At 65.0% G+C, this 16331-nt stretch carries 20 protein-coding genes and 1 tRNA gene; 4 read left to right on the plus strand and 17 right to left on the minus strand.

Annotation, left to right across the window (positions count from 1 at the left end):
• The 6 genes from K9L28_01405 to K9L28_01430 all read right to left on the minus strand — a co-directional run.
• On the minus strand, positions 1–397 hold a 397-nt coding region (locus K9L28_01405), incomplete at its 3' end, for a hypothetical protein (protein ID MCF7934991.1).
• On the minus strand, positions 397–1401 hold the full coding sequence (gene plsX, locus K9L28_01410) for a phosphate acyltransferase PlsX (GenBank protein MCF7934992.1): 1005 nt from the start codon (positions 1399–1401) through the stop codon (positions 397–399). The genes K9L28_01405 and plsX, both read right to left, overlap by 1 nt.
• Positions 1402–1417: 16 nt before the next feature.
• Entirely contained in the window at positions 1418–2026 is a 609-nt protein-coding gene (gene fapR, locus K9L28_01415) for a transcription factor FapR (GenBank protein MCF7934993.1), read from the minus strand.
• Positions 2027–2169: 143 nt separating this feature from the next.
• Complete coding sequence (rpmF, locus tag K9L28_01420) at positions 2170–2370, minus strand: 50S ribosomal protein L32 (protein MCF7934994.1); 201 nt, start codon at positions 2368–2370, stop codon at positions 2170–2172.
• 2 nt (positions 2371–2372) lie between these two features.
• Entirely contained in the window at positions 2373–2960 is a 588-nt protein-coding gene (locus K9L28_01425) for a DUF177 domain-containing protein (protein MCF7934995.1), read from the minus strand.
• A gap of 57 nt (positions 2961–3017) precedes the next feature.
• Positions 3018–4214, minus strand: a complete 1197-nt coding sequence (locus tag K9L28_01430) for an acetate kinase (GenBank protein ID MCF7934996.1) — start codon at positions 4212–4214, stop codon at positions 3018–3020.
• A 70-nt stretch (positions 4215–4284) separates the two neighbouring features.
• On the opposite strand from K9L28_01430, the gene K9L28_01435 reads away from it, so the two are divergent.
• A complete protein-coding gene (locus tag K9L28_01435; protein MCF7934997.1) occupies positions 4285–5493 on the plus strand; it encodes a nucleotidyltransferase family protein in 1209 nt (402 codons plus the stop codon).
• On the opposite strand, the gene coaD is transcribed toward K9L28_01435, so the two are convergent.
• Both coaD and K9L28_01445 read right to left on the minus strand, forming a co-directional pair.
• Entirely contained in the window at positions 5483–5977 is a 495-nt protein-coding gene (coaD, locus tag K9L28_01440; GenBank protein ID MCF7934998.1) for a pantetheine-phosphate adenylyltransferase, read from the minus strand. The genes K9L28_01435 and coaD overlap by 11 nt on opposite strands.
• A gap of 1 nt (position 5978) precedes the next feature.
• Positions 5979–6479, minus strand: coding sequence for an RsmD family RNA methyltransferase (locus K9L28_01445; protein ID MCF7934999.1), 501 nt, complete (start codon positions 6477–6479; stop codon positions 5979–5981).
• Positions 6480–6556: 77 nt separating this feature from the next.
• Between K9L28_01445 and K9L28_01450 the strand changes: the two genes are divergently transcribed.
• Positions 6557–7732: an MFS transporter gene (locus K9L28_01450; GenBank protein MCF7935000.1), complete on the plus strand. Its 1176-nt coding sequence runs from the start codon at positions 6557–6559 to the stop codon at positions 7730–7732.
• Here K9L28_01450 and tsaA read toward each other — a convergent pair.
• A complete protein-coding gene (gene tsaA, locus K9L28_01455; GenBank protein ID MCF7935001.1) occupies positions 7729–8151 on the minus strand; it encodes a tRNA (N6-threonylcarbamoyladenosine(37)-N6)-methyltransferase TrmO in 423 nt (140 codons plus the stop codon). The two genes, K9L28_01450 and tsaA, sit on opposite strands and share 4 nt — an antisense overlap.
• On the minus strand, positions 8148–9092 hold the full coding sequence (gene trmB / locus K9L28_01460; protein MCF7935002.1) for a tRNA (guanosine(46)-N7)-methyltransferase TrmB: 945 nt from the start codon (positions 9090–9092) through the stop codon (positions 8148–8150). The genes tsaA and trmB overlap by 4 nt, the downstream gene beginning before the upstream one ends.
• A 105-nt stretch (positions 9093–9197) precedes the next feature.
• Between trmB and K9L28_01465 the strand changes: the two genes are divergently transcribed.
• Positions 9198–9275 (plus strand) — tRNA-Pro (locus K9L28_01465).
• A gap of 67 nt (positions 9276–9342) precedes the next feature.
• Positions 9343–10185, plus strand: a complete 843-nt coding sequence (rsmA, locus tag K9L28_01470; GenBank protein ID MCF7935003.1) for a 16S rRNA (adenine(1518)-N(6)/adenine(1519)-N(6))-dimethyltransferase RsmA — start codon at positions 9343–9345, stop codon at positions 10183–10185.
• A gap of 71 nt (positions 10186–10256) precedes the next feature.
• Here rsmA and K9L28_01475 read toward each other — a convergent pair whose 3' ends face one another.
• The 7 genes from K9L28_01475 to K9L28_01505 form a co-directional block, all read right to left on the minus strand.
• Positions 10257–10535, minus strand: a complete 279-nt coding sequence (locus K9L28_01475) for an HU family DNA-binding protein (GenBank protein ID MCF7935004.1) — start codon at positions 10533–10535, stop codon at positions 10257–10259.
• Between the two features lie 125 nt (positions 10536–10660).
• The gene (gene der, locus K9L28_01480; GenBank protein ID MCF7935005.1) at positions 10661–11974 is read right to left on the minus strand and encodes a ribosome biogenesis GTPase Der; all 1314 of its coding nucleotides are present in this window, start codon (positions 11972–11974) and stop codon (positions 10661–10663) included.
• Between the two features lie 41 nt (positions 11975–12015).
• Positions 12016–13872: a hypothetical protein gene (locus tag K9L28_01485; GenBank protein ID MCF7935006.1), complete on the minus strand. Its 1857-nt coding sequence runs from the start codon at positions 13870–13872 to the stop codon at positions 12016–12018.
• Positions 13838–15055, minus strand: coding sequence for a bifunctional phosphopantothenoylcysteine decarboxylase/phosphopantothenate--cysteine ligase CoaBC (coaBC, locus tag K9L28_01490; protein ID MCF7935007.1), 1218 nt, complete (start codon positions 15053–15055; stop codon positions 13838–13840). Before coaBC ends, K9L28_01485 begins: the two co-directional genes overlap by 35 nt.
• Positions 15039–15476: a DNA-directed RNA polymerase subunit omega gene (rpoZ, locus tag K9L28_01495; GenBank protein ID MCF7935008.1), complete on the minus strand. Its 438-nt coding sequence runs from the start codon at positions 15474–15476 to the stop codon at positions 15039–15041. The genes coaBC and rpoZ overlap by 17 nt, the downstream gene beginning before the upstream one ends.
• Entirely contained in the window at positions 15473–16078 is a 606-nt protein-coding gene (gmk, locus tag K9L28_01500) for a guanylate kinase (protein MCF7935009.1), read from the minus strand. The genes rpoZ and gmk overlap by 4 nt, the downstream gene beginning before the upstream one ends.
• Positions 16059–16331: a DUF370 domain-containing protein gene (locus K9L28_01505; protein ID MCF7935010.1), complete on the minus strand. Its 273-nt coding sequence runs from the start codon at positions 16329–16331 to the stop codon at positions 16059–16061. The genes gmk and K9L28_01505 overlap by 20 nt, the downstream gene beginning before the upstream one ends.

The following is a 16331-nucleotide window of genomic DNA, read 5'->3' on the forward strand; positions in this document are numbered from 1 at the left end:
CACCAGCGACCTGGCGGCCGCCGCCGGAGCGGAGGCCCTGGAGCGGGCCGGTCTGGCCCCGGAGGAGCTCGACATGGTGCTGGTGGCCACCAACACCCCGGACACCATCTTTCCTTCGGTAGCCTGCAGGGTCCAGGACAGAATCGGCGCCGTCAAAGCGGGCGCCAGCGATATCCAGACCGGCCCGCTCCAGGGCCTCCGCTCCGGCGGCGGCCGCCAGGTCGCTGGTGTTCTCGTCCGGTGCGGCGATACGCCGCTCAATGATGCCAGTGCGTTCCCGGATCCACTTGTCGTTGGTGTCCACCAGGGTTTCCAGTTCGTGGTTGTCCATCACCCGTTCGGGCACCGCCATCCCGGTGGACCAGAGACTAACGGTTCTTCCGGTAAAGATCGTCATTATATGTTGCCCCCTCGTTCCAGTTCTTCGCGGACCCGTTCCACAGCCTTCCTGGCCACCACATCCCGGCCGACACCGAGGGCGCTGGAGATGGCGGTCGCCTTCGAACGGCCGTGGGCCTTGATCACCGGTCCGTTCACCCCCAGCAGGAGGGTTCCTCCGTAGCGTTCGTAGTTGAACCGGTGCCAGAGCTCCTTCAGCATGGGAACCATAAAGACCATTCCCACCCGCGGCAGTACGCGGCGGCCCATCTCTTCCTTGAGGAGCTCGTAGACGGCGTGGCCCGCACCCTCCATGAACTTCAGAAGGATGTTGCCGGTAAACCCGTCGCAGACCACCACGTCCGCCGGCCCCATGGGAAGGTCCTTGCCTTCCACATACCCGATGAAGTTGTCGAGCTTCGCCTGGATCAGCTCCCGGGCCTCGCCGACCACCTCGTCACCCTTGAACTCCTCTTCACCGTTGGAGAGCAGGGCGATCTCGGGCTGCTCCACCCCCATGGTGCTCCGCATGAACACCTCGCCGACCAGGGCGAAATGGTAGAGGTTCACCGGCTTGCAGCGCACGGTGGCGCCCACATCCAGAAGCAGCGTGACCTTGCTCAGGAAAGGGACCGGGACACCCAGCGCCGGCCGCTCGATGCCGGGGATCCGTCCCACCAGCAGCACCCCGCCGGCTACAATCGCACCGGTGTTGCCGGCGGAGATGCACCCCGTGGCTTCGCCGGCGCGGACCATCTCCATGGCGACCCGCAGGCTTGATTTCCGCTTCTTGCGTATCGCCACCGCCGGGGTCTCGTCCATCCCGATGACCTCGGGGGCATCGACGATATGAAGCCGTCCCCGGTCGGCATCCTCCAGCTGCGACAGCTGTGCTTCTATGGCTTCAGCTCTTCCAACCAGCGCCACCTCGAGGTCACTGTGTTCCCTGCAGGCCTCCGCGGCCCCCTTGCAGGTCTCCTCGGGCGCATAGTCGCCTCCCATTGCATCAAGAGCCAAGAGCATTCACTCCACCTCTCCCTCAAACCGTATCCGCGTCAAGCGACAATCCACTCCGTTCGTCCATCGTCACGACAACAAACCGACCGACAAAGATCTCTTTCCCCTCGACCCGGGTCCGGACACTGACAACCGTTTTGTTACCCTTTCTCGAACCCACCTTGGCCTTGGCGATCAGACGATCCCCCACCAGCGCGGGCTTCCGGTAGTTGACCCGGGCGGCTCCGGTCACCACCAGACGGGCTTCGATCACCGCCATGGCGAGGGAGCTCGCCTGGGAATAGATGTGATGGTCCCAGATGATATCGGTATCCCGGAAGGCCATATCCCGGGAGGCCTGGATCACCGAAAGCGCCCAGCTGTCCGGTTCAAGCTCCAGCAGCTCGCCCACCACATCCTCGTGCCGCATGGAGGTCAACCGGCTTGTCGCCGTCTGCGCCATGCGCCGCATCCGTTCCCGCAATTCCGGGAGCCCGAGAAGGGTGCGGTCGAGCCTGATGGTGCTCACGCTCACACCAAGCACGGCAGCCAGCTCGTCGTCGGTGTACAGCGGGTTGTTCTCCAGCAGGTTCTGCAACCGCTGGTGTCGTTCTCTCCGAGGCCGTGACCGTACCAGAGAGGATCCCTCCATTAGCACTAGGTATTAAGAACGCCAGGTCATAGGAGCAGTATATAAAGCCGGCGGTGTTTGTCAAGCCCGGGTTTGTCCCCGGGCGTGGGCACACCAAAAGCGGGGGCCGGTCACGCCCCCGCTCTGCTCTCTGTGCCTCCGTGCTACTCCTCGTCCTCGTCGGCGGCCCCTTTGGTGACCTTCCTGCCCCTGTAATAGCCGCATTCGTTACAGGCCCGGTAGGTCTCTACCGGCTCCCCGCAGTGGGGGCAGGTTGTCAGCGAAGGTCCACGCAACGCGCCCAGCCACTGGGCCTTCCGTTTCCTGGCCCGCTGGCGCGATGTCTTCCTCTTCGGCACTGCCATGGTTACTCCCCTCCTTTATCCGCTTCGGGAAACTGCTGTTTGAGCTTTTCGAGCTGTTCCAGTCGTGGGTCGATCTCCTGCCCGGAACAGGTGCACTCCTCTGTGTTGAGATCCGCGCCGCAGGTCGGACAGATCCCCTTGCAGTCCTTTGTACAGAGCACTGCAGGGGGAAGGACCTCAACCAGGCACTCCCAGACGAGAGGTGCGATGTTCAGGGTTTCCGGCCACGAGTCAACCAGGATGAAGTGCTCTTCATCGTCAAAACCTTGGTCCTCGTCGTTCTCTGCACGGGACTTCAGCACATAAAAATACAGGAAATCACTCTGCAGTGCAAGCTCTACAGGCCGGAGACAGCGGGAACAGGGAACCACCGCCGCGCCCTCCACGTGGAGCTGCACCTGGAAGACCCCCTGCTCCCACCGTGTCGTCGCCCCTGCCGTAATGCCCTGGGGAAAGCTGTACTCCTGGCCCCAGTAGGCGATGGCAAAGTGTTCTGTCGATGACCACTCATACCGCTCTTCCTGCGGTGCGTCCACAAGGCCGGGTCGCACCGGGAAATCCCAATATGGGGGAGCCGATGTATACGCCATAGTTCGCCCCCCTTTCTTTGATGTTATCAGTGCCGGGCCGGGCCTGCCACGCCCCTGCTAGCCCTTGACGAGCGCCCAGGTGTCGCTGGCGATCACATACTCCTCGTTGGTGGGGATCACCATCAGGGCCACCGAGGAATCCTCCGTGCTGATCACGGCCTCCTCGCCGCGGATATTGTTCTTTGCGGGGTCAAAATGGGCACCCAGGAACCCGAGCTGTTCGCCCACCTTCCTGCGCAGCACATCGCTGTTTTCGCCGATACCGGCGGTGAAGACGACGGCATCCAGACCGCCCATGGCGGCCGCGTAGGCGCCGATGTACTTCCGCACGCTGTAGCAGAGCATCTCCTGGGCGAGGGAGGCCCGTTCGTCACCCTTTTCCGCGGCCTCCTCGATGTCCCGGAGGTCGCTGCCGATCCCGGAGACCCCCTTCAGGCCGCTCTCCTTGTGCAGGATGTGGCTGACCTCCTTGATGCTCAGCTCCTCCTCTTCCATAAGGTGCAGGACGGCCACCGGGTCGATGTCGCCGCACCGGGTCCCCATGAGAATCCCGGGGACCGTCCCGAAGCCGAGGCTCGTGTCGTAGCTCCTGCCGCCCTTGACGGCCGTGATGGAGCTTCCGTTGCCCAGGTGGCAGGTAACGATGCGGAGGTCCTTCTCGTCTTTGCCGAGCATCTCGGCAGCCCGCCTGGCCACGAAGGAGTGGCTCGTGCCGTGGAATCCGTAGCGTCTGATGGCGTACTTCTTGTAGTACTCGTAGGGAAGTCCGTACATATAGGAATGTTTGGGCATGGTCTGGTGGAAGGCTGTATCGAAGACCGCCACCTGGGGTGTCTCGGGGAGCACCTCATGCATCGCCCTGATTCCCGTCAGGTTGGCGGGATTGTGCAGCGGCGCCAGGGGGATGCACTCCTCGATGGCGGCGAAGACCTTGTCGTCCACAATGACGGACTGCGAGAAATGTTCGCCGCCGTGGACCACCCTGTGGCCGACAGCCTTCAGCTCGTCGAGACTCTGCAGCACGCCGTCTTCCGGGGACTGCAGCAGGGCGAGCACCTCGCTGACACCCTTTTTGTGGTTCGGGATGTCCACATCGACAAACTTCTTCTCCGAGCCGTTCTTCTCGTGCTTGATCCTCGATCCGTCGATGCCGATGCGCTCCACGAGACCCTTGCAGAGGACATCCTCTGTGGTCATGTCGAAGAGCTGATACTTGAGCGAAGAGCTGCCGCAATTCAGAACCAGAACCTTCATGTGTAGAACCTCCCTTGACCTCTACGATCCCTCCCGCTACATTGTCGATAGATTTCGGGAGGGATCTCCGATGACGCAACCTGTGGTCTGTATTGTTGCGGAATACAACCCGTTGCACAACGGGCACGCCTGGCATATCGCACAGTCCAGGGCAACCAGCGGCGCCCGGGCCGTCATGGTGGTGCTCTCCTCACACTTCGTCCAGCGGGGTGAACCCGCCTTCCTGGACAAGTGGACCCGTACCCGTCTGGCCCTGGAAGCGGGAGCCGATCTCGTCCTGGAGCTTCCCACCTACTTCTCCTGCTCCAACGCGGGGGTCTTCGGCAACGCCGCGGTGGACATCGCCGCCGCGACCGGGGTCGTGACCGACATGGCCTTCGGGATGGAGACACCGGAATGCGATCTGGAGCGGACCGTAGACATTCTAGTGCACGAACCGCCTCAATTCAAGGAAGCGCTCCGCACCAATCTCGAAGCGGGCTACTCCTACGTGGAAGCCCGCTCCCGCGCCCTGGGCTCCCTCTGCCCGGAAGGAGAGGAGCTGCTCCGCAGGCCCAACAACTCCCTGGCCGTGGCCTACTGCATGCGCATCACCGCAAGACACCTGGGCATCCGACCCCGGGCGATCCAGCGCCGGGGCGGCGGCTACCACAGCGAGGCCCCCCATCCCATGGCCGGCGCTTCGGCGGTGCGGCGGATGGTGCGGCAGGGGGAAGAGACCGACGCGGAGAAGGCCCTCCCCGCCTTCACCTGGCGGGCCGTCCGCGAGGCCCTGGAGGCCGGGCGGATTCCCCTGGACTCCGATCTCCTCTGGCGCTGCGTCCGCACGGTGCTGCTCCGGAACACCCCCCGGGAGACGGCAGCCTCCTCGGAGATGGCCGAAGGTCTGGAACACCGTCTCCACCGGGCGGCCCTGGCCTGCACCTCCTGGGAGGAAGCCGTGGATTTCTGCACCTCCCGGCGCTATCCCCGGGGCCGGATCCAGCGTCATTTCATCCATCTGCTGCTCGGGATCACCCACAGCTTCGGCCGTCGTCTCCAGCGGACAGGCCCGCCCTATATCCGGATCCTCGGCGCAACCGGCAGGGGCAGAACAGTGCTGAAGGAGATCAAGAGCCGCGCAGCCCTGCCCATCCTCTCCAAAGCGGCAGCGCCCCGGGGCACCCCTGCCTATGAGGTGGTCGCGCTGGAACACCGGGCCGCCGCACTCTGGGAGAACCTGGTGCCCGCCCCCCAGGCACGCACCGAAGCGCGCCGCAGCACGGTCGTCACCGATTGAACCGCACCGGCGGGAAACGCTCCCGCATCCTCCGGAAGACCCCCGGCGGCACCATGCTGTGCACGGAACCCCCGAAGTTGTAGACCTCCTTGACCATGCTGCTGGACAGATAGGAGTACTCCGGTTCGGTGACGATGAAAAAGGTCTCGATCTCCGGGGCCAGCTGTCTGTTCATCTGGGCCAGCTGGAATTCGTACTCGAAGTCGGAGAGCGCCCGCAATCCCCGGATCACCACCCTGCTCTGCACCTGGCGCATGAAATCCACCAGCAGTCCCTCGAAGCAGGTGACGGTGACATTGGGCATGTGGCTCAAGGCCTCGCGGGACATGGCCTCCCGCTCCTCCACGCTGAAGGTGGCCTGTTTCTGGGGATTCAGCAGGACGGCCACCACCAGTTCGTCGAAATGGGTGGCCGCCCGCTCCGCGATATACAGATGGCCGTTGGTAATGGGATCAAAGGATCCCGGATAGACAGCTCGTATCATCCTACGCCTCCAGGTCAGTCCGCTCCAGAAAGGTGAGCACCGTTTCGCCGTACGTCCTGTCCCTCCGCTCGAATCCCGCCGGTGTCTCCGGCAGCACAACCCGCGAGGAGTGCTCCAGAACAAAAACACCCCGGGGTCGGAGCAGCGCCGCAATGCCCGGAAAGAGCGCACCCAGCAGCGGCTGCTCCCAGCCGTCCCCATAGGGGGGGTCGGCAAAGACGACATGGAAGGGAGCGAAGCGGCGTTCCAGAAGGGGGAGGCTCTTGCGGACATCCACGGCGAGCACCTCCACACTCCCCTGCGGCGCGGTGCGCCGCAGCTCCGCCGCCCGCCGTCTGTCCCGCTCCACCATCACCACCAGACCGGCGCCGCGACGGAGCGCCTCGCCACCGACCCTTCCCGTTCCGGCGAAGAGATCGAGAACACGCTCTTCCGTTACGGGGCCGAGTATGTTGAACAGCGCCTGGAGCACCTTCCGGGAGGTCGGTCGAACCGGCTTCACAAAACCATCCTTCCACACTATACTGTAGCACGTTTGCTCGATTCTTCACGATTCACAGCAAAAAAAGGAGTGAGCCCATGGCAGGACTCTCGAAAGGCAAACAGGCACTCAAACCGGAACTTCTGCTCCTGGCGTGCACCCATCTGGTCAACGATATCCACGCGGCCTTCCTCCCTACGCTGCTCCCGCGGCTCGTGGACAGCCTGGGGATCACCCTCGCCCAGGGGGGGCTCCTGAAATCAATGAACGGACTGGTCCATATCATCGGGCAGCCTGTCTTCGGCCACTACGCCGACGCCTCGCGCAAACCCTTTTTTATCGTACTTGGGCCGATCTGTACAGCACTGGGCCTCGCCCTGCTGCCCTTTGCGCCGAACTACGGCGCCGCCCTGCTCTGCATCGCCATCTACAGCATCGGCAGTGCCGCCTTCCACCCCCAGGGCACCGGGACGGTAGGCCTGGTGGTGCCGCCGGAGCAGCTGGCCTTTTCACTGGCGATCTTCAGCACCGGCGGCATGCTGGGCGCCACACTCAGCCCGCTCTACGCCATCGCCATCACCGAGACCCTCGGGCTGTCTGGGCTTCCGGTCATCCTCCTCCCACCGCTGATCCTCCTGGGCCTCTTCTTCCGCTTCCGCCTCGACCGGGGGATCTCCTCGGAGAAACCCCAGAGCACAGGGGTACGCCTGCTTCCCAATGTGGTCTCCGTATTCCGACAGGTCTACCGCATCTGGAGCATCTCCCTGGCCCGGAACGCGGCCAACCAGGGGATCCGGTTCTTCCTGCCCACCCTGGTCGCCTCCCGGGGCGGTTCGCTCTTCGAGGGCGGGGCCACACTCTTCGCCGTCACCATCACCGGCACGGCGGCATCCATTCTGGGCGGCAAGGTCGCCGACAGACTGGGGAAGCGTGCGTTCCTGGGGCTCTCGCTGACCGCCGCACCGCTTTTCATCCTGCCGGCGACCCTGGCCGAGGGCGCCGGGTCGACGCTCCTCTTCATGGGGGCCATCGCCTGTCTGAACGCCACCATTCCCGTCACCACGGCGCTGGCCCAGGAACGGGTGCCCCACGCCCGCTCCCTGAGCAGCTCCATGGTCATGGGCGTGGCCTTCGGGCTGGCGGGGTTCGTCACCTATCCCATGGGGCTCATCGCCGACCGGTGGTCGGTCACCCTGGCCATCCAGGCCATCACCTTTCTCCCCTGGCTTTCGCTGATCCCGCTGGCCTTCAGCGCCAGGGACCACTCGTTCTAGGCGGGGGTCTCCCGCTCTTTGGCGCCCCCACCGAGATGCCGGGCCGGTTTGATATCCAGCACCGGTGTCCCGTCGATGGCGTCCAGCCCGCGCACCCGCAGCAGCCCTTCTTCGACAGCGGTGATCCGGCACCTGGTGACCCCGATGTTGTTGGGACGCATGGGAGCACAGGTGGAGAAGACCCCCCGCATCGGCCGATCCCGGTCCCCCCGGGGATGGACCTTGACGGAAAAACCGGAGGAACGGTGGAACCAGAAGAGGATCAGCACCTCCTCCTCCGGCGCCAGGCCCTCCAGAGCCTGGGCCAGCTCCGGCGCCACCTCGATGGCGGCTTCCACATCCTGGAATGCATCGGGGTGGGCAGGGACGGTCATGGGAGAGGCCACCCTGCCGACGGGGTAGAGAGGGAATCCGTTCATGACGACACCCCTTCCTGCAGCAATCCCGCAATATCGTGGAGCGCCGCCTTGACGGCGGGGGTGCGGAAGGGCATCGAGGCCGAATCGATCTTCACCAGCACCTCGCCCACCCTGGGCACCACCCGGACATAGAAACGCTGCTCGAACCCCTCGTCCACGGTCAGCACCTGCACCAGGCGGATCCCTCCGGAACCGGCAAAGGATTCGAGAAGCACCCGCAGACAGCCGGCTTCCCCTCGTTCGATCTGATTGATGCCCTCCAGGGCGGCCACATCACCCTGGAAGGGGAACTGGATCTGCAAGGGCATTCCTCCTTTCGCAAGACGGCGCACCGACCAGGGATGCGTCCGCTCCACCAGCACCCGGAAGAGCGACTTCCCCTGATCACGCCACTTCCGCTCGTACTTTGTCGTGATCCCACGCTGCGGATCCTTCTCGTAGAGGGCACAGCGCAGGGCGTCGTGCCTGTCGAGCAGGTCCGCCGTCTCATCGGCGTACCACGCCTCGTCGGTGACCAGTTCGAAGACCCCCTTCTGCTGCAGCACCGCCGCGAGGGTGTCGGGGAATCCCCCGCCGGTCACGCGCCGCGGGGCATGCCGGCTTTTGGGCCAGGGGCAGGGGAAGTGCATGAACAGCCGCCGGACGGACCCGTCGCCGAAACACTCCCGCAACAGGAAACGCGCATCCCCGTGGAGCAGCGACACATTCCGCACCTCCGCCCTGGCCAGGCGTTTCGCCGCCTTGGCGACACAGGTGAGGGACACCTCTATGCCCACCAGCCTCTCCTCCGGACAGGAGGCTCCGTAGTGCGCCAGAAACTCCCCGTTTCCAAAGCCGATTTCCACCGTGCAGGGCGGTTGCCCCGCCTCCGCCGCAAAGAGCGGTAACCTCTCCGCCTCCCGGGGGACACGGAGATACTCCTTGAAGGCCAACCGCTGCATCCGACCACCTCCTCCGCAACCCGGCCATTATACAGAAGACTTTCCTCGACATACACCTTGACCTGTCGGCGGGAGATGCGTATAATACATCTTGCACAGGGAAGTCGGGACGTAGCGCAGTCTGGCTAGCGCACTTGTATGGGGTACAAGGGGTCGGAGGTTCGAATCCTCTCGTCCCGACCAGAATGTACCGGGGGAACCCACAGGGGTTCCCCCGTTTTGCATATCTTCCAGGGAACGGGAGAAGACAATGACCACTCATCGGCGATCCACGGGTTTCGTGCCGGCCAAACGGTACGGGCAGCACTTTCTGACCGACAGGAATCTGTTGCATCTGCTCATCCGGGAGGCGGACATCGGCACAGCGGACAGCATCCTGGAGATCGGGCCGGGCAAGGGGACGCTCACGAGCGCCCTTCTGCAGAGCCCCTGCATGCGGGTGGAAGCGGTGGAGATCGACGAACGGTTCAGGGAGTTCCTCGAACCACTCCGGGAAGAAGATTCCAGACTCCATCTCCACTGGGGCGACGCGGTGCGCTTTCACTACGACACCCTCTCCCCGCCGCCCACCCGCGTGGTCGCCAACCTCCCCTACAATGTCACCACGCCGCTGCTCTGGGCGATGCTGGAGCAGCTGGACACGGCCCTGCTCAGGCATATCGTCGTGACCGTGCAGAAGGAGGTCGGCGACCGCCTCCTGGGCGCGCCGGGCACAAAGCAGCGTTCGCCCCTGGGGATCACCCTGGAGGCCATGGGGCGTGTGCGGCTGGTCCGGACCCTCCCCCCGGAGGCCTTCACGCCGCCGCCGAAGGTGGCCTCCTGCATCCTGGCCATCTCCCTCACCGGAAGGCACGGACTCCCGCGGAACCGGCTGTGGCGCTCCCTCCTCCGCTGCGGTTTCGCACAGCGGAGGAAGACGCTGGGCAAGAACCTCCGCCTGCTCTCCGGGGAGCTCCCCCTTCCGCCGCGTGGAGCGATCGACCGTGCGGGGCTGGGAGAACGTCTTCGCGCCGAGGAGCTGACCACCGACCAGTGGCTCCGCCTGGCGGCGGAACTGGGCATGAAAGACAGCGAAGGGGAGCGGGGCCTGTAAGGCCCTCTCCCCCTCGCGGGTATCCTGCAATCCGCCCGGCAACCACCGGGCACCAGACAGGGATGATGCAGCTACTGGTCTACCGCGTCCTTGAGCGCCTTCCCTGCTCTGAAGGCAGGGACCTTCTTGGCGGGAATCTTGATCTCCTTGTCCGGATTCTGGGGATTCCTTCCTGTCCGCGGCGCACGCTCTCGCACCTCGAAGGTACCGAACCCTACAAGCTGGACCTTGTCGCCCTGCGCCAACGCGTCCTGCATAGCCTGAAAGACCGCATCCACGGCCTCCGATGCATTCTTCTTGTTCAGATTGGCCGTTTTGGCTACCTCGCTCACCAGGTCATTCTTCGTCACTTCGCTACACCTCCCTCTTCCCAAACAGAGTCGTATCCCTTCGCGCCACTGCTTTGCGCCCATTATTAGCAGCATTTCCCGCTGTGGTCAAGGGAATAGCGCCCCCTCCAGGCAGGCGGTCGGGCCTACCCGCCGCTTTTCCGCCAGAAGAGCCGGAGGGGCGCCCCGTCAAACCGGGCCAGCCTCCTGAGCTGGCGTTCCACATGGCGGTGGAAGGCACGGGTCACGATCTCGGGATCGTTCACGAAAAAGACGAACGTGGGCGGAGCGCCCCGCACCTGCGAGGCGTAGTAGATCCGCAGGAACCGCCCCGCACCGTTGCTGGGCAGACGCTCAAAGGCCATCAGGTCCTGGAGGAGCCTGTTGAGCGGCCCCGTGGCGATACGGCGTCGCCAGTTTTCCCAGACCTCTGTAATCATCGCCGGGATCGTCTCCATTCCGCGGCCCGTCTTCGCCGACAGAAAGACCAGAGGCGCGTGGCTCACAAAGGGGAAGGCCTGCCGGATATACCGGGTCATCCGGTCGCCGACGCCCGGCTCCCGCGGCGCCAGGTCCCACTTGTTCACCGCCAGGATGAGCCCTCTCCCCTTCTCCAGAACATGGCCGGCGAGACGCTTCTCCTGCTCCGTACCCGACTCGGCACCGTCCATCAGCAGGATCGCCACCCCGCTCCGATCAATGGCCTCGTAGCTCCGCAGGGTGGAGTAGTATTCGATGCGGGACCGTACCCTGCTCCGTTTCCGCAGCCCGGCGGTATCCATGAAGCGGTAGGAGACCCCGTCCCGTTCCATCATGATGTCCACCGTATCCCTGGTGGTCCCGGGCACCTCGTCCACCAGCACCCTGTCGGAACCGGCAAAGCGGTTCAGCATGCTCGATTTCCCGACATTGGGCCTTCCCACGATCGCCACAGGGATCACCGTTTCCGCCAGTTCCGGCGCCGGTTCCGGCGGCAGCAGCCTGGTGACCTTCTCGTAGAGCTCGTCGAGGTTGCGCCCGTGTTCGGCGCTGACCGGCACCACCTCGCGGAACCCGAGCTCGTAGGCCGCCATCGCCAGGTCCTCGTGGACCACATCGTCGATCTTGTTGGGCACCACCAGCACAGGGTGCATGCTCTCCCGCAGGATCTGTGCGATCTCGTGGTCCAGCGGGGTCGGTCCCTCGCGACCGTCGATCATGAACAGGATGACGTCGCTCTCTTCGACAGCGGCCCGCACCTGAAGCGTGATATGCTCCTCCAGCCCCTCCTTGCTCCCCGGCAGGATTCCGCCGGTGTCGACAATATACCAGCTGTGTCCCTCAATCTCGACCTCCGCATAGATCCGGTCCCGGGTCACACCGGGGAGATCATCGACGATAGAGATCCGGCGTCCGGCGATCCTGTTGAACAGCGACGACTTCCCCACATTGGGACGGCCGACGATACTGACTACAGCCATAGGCAACGCTCCCTCCTTATCATAGCAATGGTACGCGGCGGCTACTCCCGCCACAGCCGGACACGGGGAAACCTGGCGGATTCGCGCCGCATCGAGAAAAAGGGCTCCAGAGCCTCCCGCAGACGAGCCAGACGCGAGGTGTGACACCACAGTTCGTGGTGCGCCGATTCGGGCTCCAGGGGCACCAGGCCCCTCTCCATGAACCGCTCCATACACCCCCTCTTCTGCTCTGCTGAAACGCAGAACAGCTGCACCAGCGTGCTGTAGGGAGGATGCTCCAGTTCGCGTCGCTCCTCCAGCTCGCGATTCCAGAAGCGTTCCCAGCCTCCCCCCAGCATCCCCTGCCATTCCCTGCCCGGGCGCCAGGTCTGGAGCACCACCTCCCGGTTCTCAGGACAGATACCGCGCCACAAAGACTCCCAGATCATGCTGAAGGCCTTGAACCGGGCATCGTACCAGGGTCGCCGGGCCTCGCCGTCGGCATCGATCCAGCAGACGGCGCCGACGGCGAGCTCGTCGCAGAGCGCCAGGGCGCGCCGGGTACCGAGGACCAGGCCTCCGTCGGCGAGATCCCCCACGAGACGCCTCCACTCCCGTACCCCGTAGGTCTTCTCGGCATACCAGGTATGGAGGGGGAGCCGGTCTCCCAGCAGGGCTTCGGCAAGAGGGGCGAAGGCCTCCAGCCCGGGGCGTTTCCCCTCCAGCACCACGCCTCCGCAGCGGGGACAGCGTTCGGGGAACGCCTCCTCCCGCCCGCAGAGAGGACAGCGGAGCCTTCCTCCTGTCCCTCCGGCCACCATGGGGATCCCGCAGCGGCTGCAGTGCAGCACATAGCTGCAGTCGGCACAGGACACCTCCCCGCTGAAGCCCTTCCGGTCCAGGATCCAGAGCACCGTTTCATTCCGGGAGAGTCGTTCCTGTGTGGTTCCCAGCACAGGTTCGGTCACCGCCAGGCCGTCCCGGATCCCCGGAGCCAGGAGGTTGTAGGCTTCGCGGAGGTCCACATGACGCAGGCGTTTCCCCGGGAGCCGTGGATTCGCAGGTTTCCAGCTCTGATAGATCCGTGACGAAGGCATCCGTCCGGCCACCGTCAGCGCGGCGCCTTCGAGACGGGCCCGCAGCGCCGCCACCGTCCTGGTGTGGAAGTGAGGGTGCTCCTGCCGCACATGCCCTCCGCTGGCCTCCTCATCCACCAGGACCGCGCCGATCCCGGGGAGGGGCGCAAAGACCGCACTCTGGCCGCCCACCACCGTGCGCACCTCGCCGTTGCGGACACGCCGCCAGGCAGCACGGAGGGCCTTGCCGCCCTTTGTCGAGGGCCACAGGATCGCATCCCGCTTCAGCCGCTCCGGAAGGGAGGCGAAGAAGCATTCGGCACTCCTCTGTTCCGGAAAGAGCGCCAGGGCGCTCCCGTCGACCGCCGCAAGGCGCTCCCGAAGCCGCTGGTGCCGCAGCTGATCCAGCGGTTCGTACAGCAGAAAGGGCTCCTCCGGCGGGGGGTCGCTCTGTGCCGCCCCATTCCGGAGAGGGGTCCAGTCATCGTCGGCATCGGCCCGGAAGAGAAAGGCAGGGAGCATGGCCCCGAGCGCCATGGGGGCCCCGCAGAGATAGAGCGCCCCCAGCTGTTCCGCCAGCCGCAGGGCGGAGCGCCCTACAGCGGGCACCCGCTCCAGGGTCCGCTTCACCGGCAGTACGGTGTAGGAGGCGCTCTCATCCTCCGGCGTCGAGGAGGCCACCACGCCCACCCGCCGGCGGCCTGCCAGGGAGACCGCCACCCGCGTCCCCGGGGCCACCGGACGGGACGATCCATAGGTCAACCCATGCCACCATGGCCCCGGAACATAGACGGTAAGATGCAGCAGGCTAGTCACCTCGGGAACGGAGACCGGCGACGGCATCCCATATCCCCTGGGCCACCTCTTCCTTCGTTCCCTCGAGGATCCCCTGCACACCCCCCGCTCCGATCAGGGTCACCTGGTTCCGCCCGGCCCCGAAGGCGCTGTCGGGACCGGTGATGCGGTTGGCGGCGATGAGATCGAGATGCTTCGCCGCCAGTTTGGCCGCCGCGTTGCGCTCCAGATCCTCCGATTCGGCGGCAAACCCCACAAGGGTCTGGTGCGCGCCCTTGTTCCGCCCGATCTCCTCGACGATATCGGGGTTCCGTTCCAGTTCCACCGTCAGGGTGGGCTCTCCGCCCCGCTTGATCTTCGATTCCTTCCGGGAAACAGGACGGTAATCGCCGACCGCTGCGGCCTTGACGATGACATCGGCGCCCTGTGCCCGCTCCACAACCCGGTCCCGCATCTCCAGAGCGCTGGTCACCGGAACGGACTCGACCATCGCGGGGAGCTCCACGGAAAGGGGTCCGTGCACCACCTCGACATGGGCGCCGCGGTACCAGGCCGTCAGGGCCAGGGCGAGCCCCATACGGCCGCTGCTGGGGTTGCCGATGTAGCGCACCGGATCGAGGAACTCCCGGGTCGGGCCCGCCGTGACCAGCACCCTGACCCCCTGCAGATCCTTCCGGGGCGACAGGGCGCGCCAGATATGGTGCGCCACGGTTTCCACGGCGGGGAACCGCCCCGGCGCGCTGTCCCCGCACGCCAGGGCACCGCTTTCGGGACGGACCACGGTATAGCCCAGCTCGGCACAGCGTGCGGCGTTGGCCTGGGTCGCCGGGTGCTCCCACATATGGACGTTCATCGCCGGGAAGAGCACCACCGGGGCTCTGGTGGCCAGGGCTACGGAGCCCGTCAGCGTCGCCGCTTCGCCGGCAGCCAGCCTGGAGAGCGTCGCCGCGGTACAGGGGGCCACCGCAAGCACCTCGGCCTCCTCGGCGAGGGTGATATGCGGGATGGTGCGGCCGCTCCCGGGCTCGAGGTAGTCCCGCTGCCTCCAGACATGCTCTCTGGAGAGGGTCCCGAGAACCAGGGGGCTCACAAAGGCTTCCGCGGCTTCGGTCATGAGCGGGACGAGACGATTCTGGTCCGGGGCGAGTGCCCGGACCAGCGCTGGTGTCTTGTAGGCCGCAATGCCGCCGGTGACGGCGAGAAGAATCGTCCGGTTACGATTCCATTCCATCGGACTCGTCTCCGTTCCGCTTCTCTTCCGGTTCCCCCTCGAAGATCTCTTCGGCCGCCGGAACGTCTCCGGATTCCTCCGTCGGGGCCGCCTCTTCGGTCTGGAATTCCCCGGTCTCCGGCGCCGCCTCCGCGGCCTGAGGTTCCGCCGTCTCCGGCGTGGGTTCCTCCTCCGCAGGGCTCTCCTCCGGACAGGGTTCCTCCCGTTCGGGGGGGTCCACCGGGCCCATGGACACGTGGAGCTTTCCCTCTTCCAGATCGTGGAGGGCGTCGGTGATATAGGTCTCCTTCGAACCCTCCAGGATGTGGCTTCCCTTCTGCTCGCTGAGCTGCCTGGATCGCTTCGCCACAATGATCGTCAATACGTACTTGTTCTCGATATTATGGTCGCCGTAGAGCTGCTCGTAATCGTAGAAAATCATTCAGCGTTCCCCCCGGTGTCGGTGGTTCTCCGTTTTCGATATTCCCGGACAAGATTCTGCAGGCGCTGCGCCGCCCCTTCGACATCGTCGTTGACGATGGTATGGTCGAAGAATCCGGCCTGGCGGATCTCCGTCTCGGCGTTGGTCAGCCGCACCTTCAGATCGCTTTCGCTCTCCGTTCCCCTCTGCTGCAAGCGCTCCCGGAGATCCTGCTGGGAGGGCGGAAAGACGAATATCAGGACCGCCTCGGGATAGCGGGATTTGACCGCACAGGCGCCCTGGACGTCGATCTCCAGCACCACGTCGCGTCCCCGCCGGCGCTCCTCCTCGACATCGCTGGCCAGCGTCCCGTACCGGTTGCCGTGGACCTCCGCCCACTCGAGAAAGGCACCCTCCCGGATCAGCCGGTCGAACTCCCGGTTGTCCAGAAAGCGGTAGTCCTCGCCGTGCCGTTCGTCCCGTCTGGGCGGTCTGGTGGTACAGGAGATGGAGAAGGCAAGACCGGGGACGGTCTGGAACAGCCGCCGCCGCAGTGTGCCCTTCCCGGTTCCGCTGGGCCCGGAGATCACGAAGAGGTACCCTCTAGTCAACGGGCTCGGCATCCTCTCGTTCTTCCCGGCCCTCAAAGCGATGCGCCAGTGTCTCCGGCTGCAGGGCCGAAAGGATAATATGATTGCTGTCGGTCACAATCACTGCCCTGGTTTTCCGTCCGTGGGTGGCATCGATCAGGAGCTTGGCGTCTCTGGCCTCCTCCTTGAGCCGCTTCACCGGCGCCGATGAAGGGGTGATGATGCCGACGATGCGCTCGCTTACCACCATATTGCCGAATCCGATGTGTACCAACCTGTTCGTCAT

Source organism: Synergistales bacterium, assembly GCA_021736445.1.
Classification (GTDB): Bacteria; Synergistota; Synergistia; order Synergistales; family Aminiphilaceae; genus JAIPGA01.

Coding starts and splice junctions, on each gene's coding strand:
- rpoZ (MCF7935008.1), bottom strand. CDS start 15,476: ATGATTTTCTACGATTACGAGCAGCTCTACGGCGACCATAATATCGAG.
- gmk (MCF7935009.1), bottom strand. CDS start 16,078: ATGCCGAGCCCGTTGACTAGAGGGTACCTCTTCGTGATCTCCGGGCCC.
- K9L28_01435 (MCF7934997.1), top strand. CDS start 4,285: ATGACGCAACCTGTGGTCTGTATTGTTGCGGAATACAACCCGTTGCAC.
- plsX (MCF7934992.1), bottom strand. CDS start 1,401: ATGCTCTTGGCTCTTGATGCAATGGGAGGCGACTATGCGCCCGAGGAG.
- coaD (MCF7934998.1), bottom strand. CDS start 5,977: ATGATACGAGCTGTCTATCCGGGATCCTTTGATCCCATTACCAACGGC.
- K9L28_01450 (MCF7935000.1), top strand. CDS start 6,557: ATGGCAGGACTCTCGAAAGGCAAACAGGCACTCAAACCGGAACTTCTG.
- rpmF (MCF7934994.1), bottom strand. CDS start 2,370: ATGGCAGTGCCGAAGAGGAAGACATCGCGCCAGCGGGCCAGGAAACGG.
- tsaA (MCF7935001.1), bottom strand. CDS start 8,151: ATGAACGGATTCCCTCTCTACCCCGTCGGCAGGGTGGCCTCTCCCATG.
- der (MCF7935005.1), bottom strand. CDS start 11,974: ATGGCTGTAGTCAGTATCGTCGGCCGTCCCAATGTGGGGAAGTCGTCG.
- K9L28_01485 (MCF7935006.1), bottom strand. CDS start 13,872: ATGCCGTCGCCGGTCTCCGTTCCCGAGGTGACTAGCCTGCTGCATCTT.
- trmB (MCF7935002.1), bottom strand. CDS start 9,092: ATGCAGCGGTTGGCCTTCAAGGAGTATCTCCGTGTCCCCCGGGAGGCG.
- coaBC (MCF7935007.1), bottom strand. CDS start 15,055: ATGGAATGGAATCGTAACCGGACGATTCTTCTCGCCGTCACCGGCGGC.
- K9L28_01425 (MCF7934995.1), bottom strand. CDS start 2,960: ATGGCGTATACATCGGCTCCCCCATATTGGGATTTCCCGGTGCGACCC.
- K9L28_01430 (MCF7934996.1), bottom strand. CDS start 4,214: ATGAAGGTTCTGGTTCTGAATTGCGGCAGCTCTTCGCTCAAGTATCAG.
- K9L28_01505 (MCF7935010.1), bottom strand. CDS start 16,331: ATGACGAACAGGTTGGTACACATCGGATTCGGCAATATGGTGGTAAGC.
- rsmA (MCF7935003.1), top strand. CDS start 9,343: ATGACCACTCATCGGCGATCCACGGGTTTCGTGCCGGCCAAACGGTAC.
- fapR (MCF7934993.1), bottom strand. CDS start 2,026: ATGGAGGGATCCTCTCTGGTACGGTCACGGCCTCGGAGAGAACGACAC.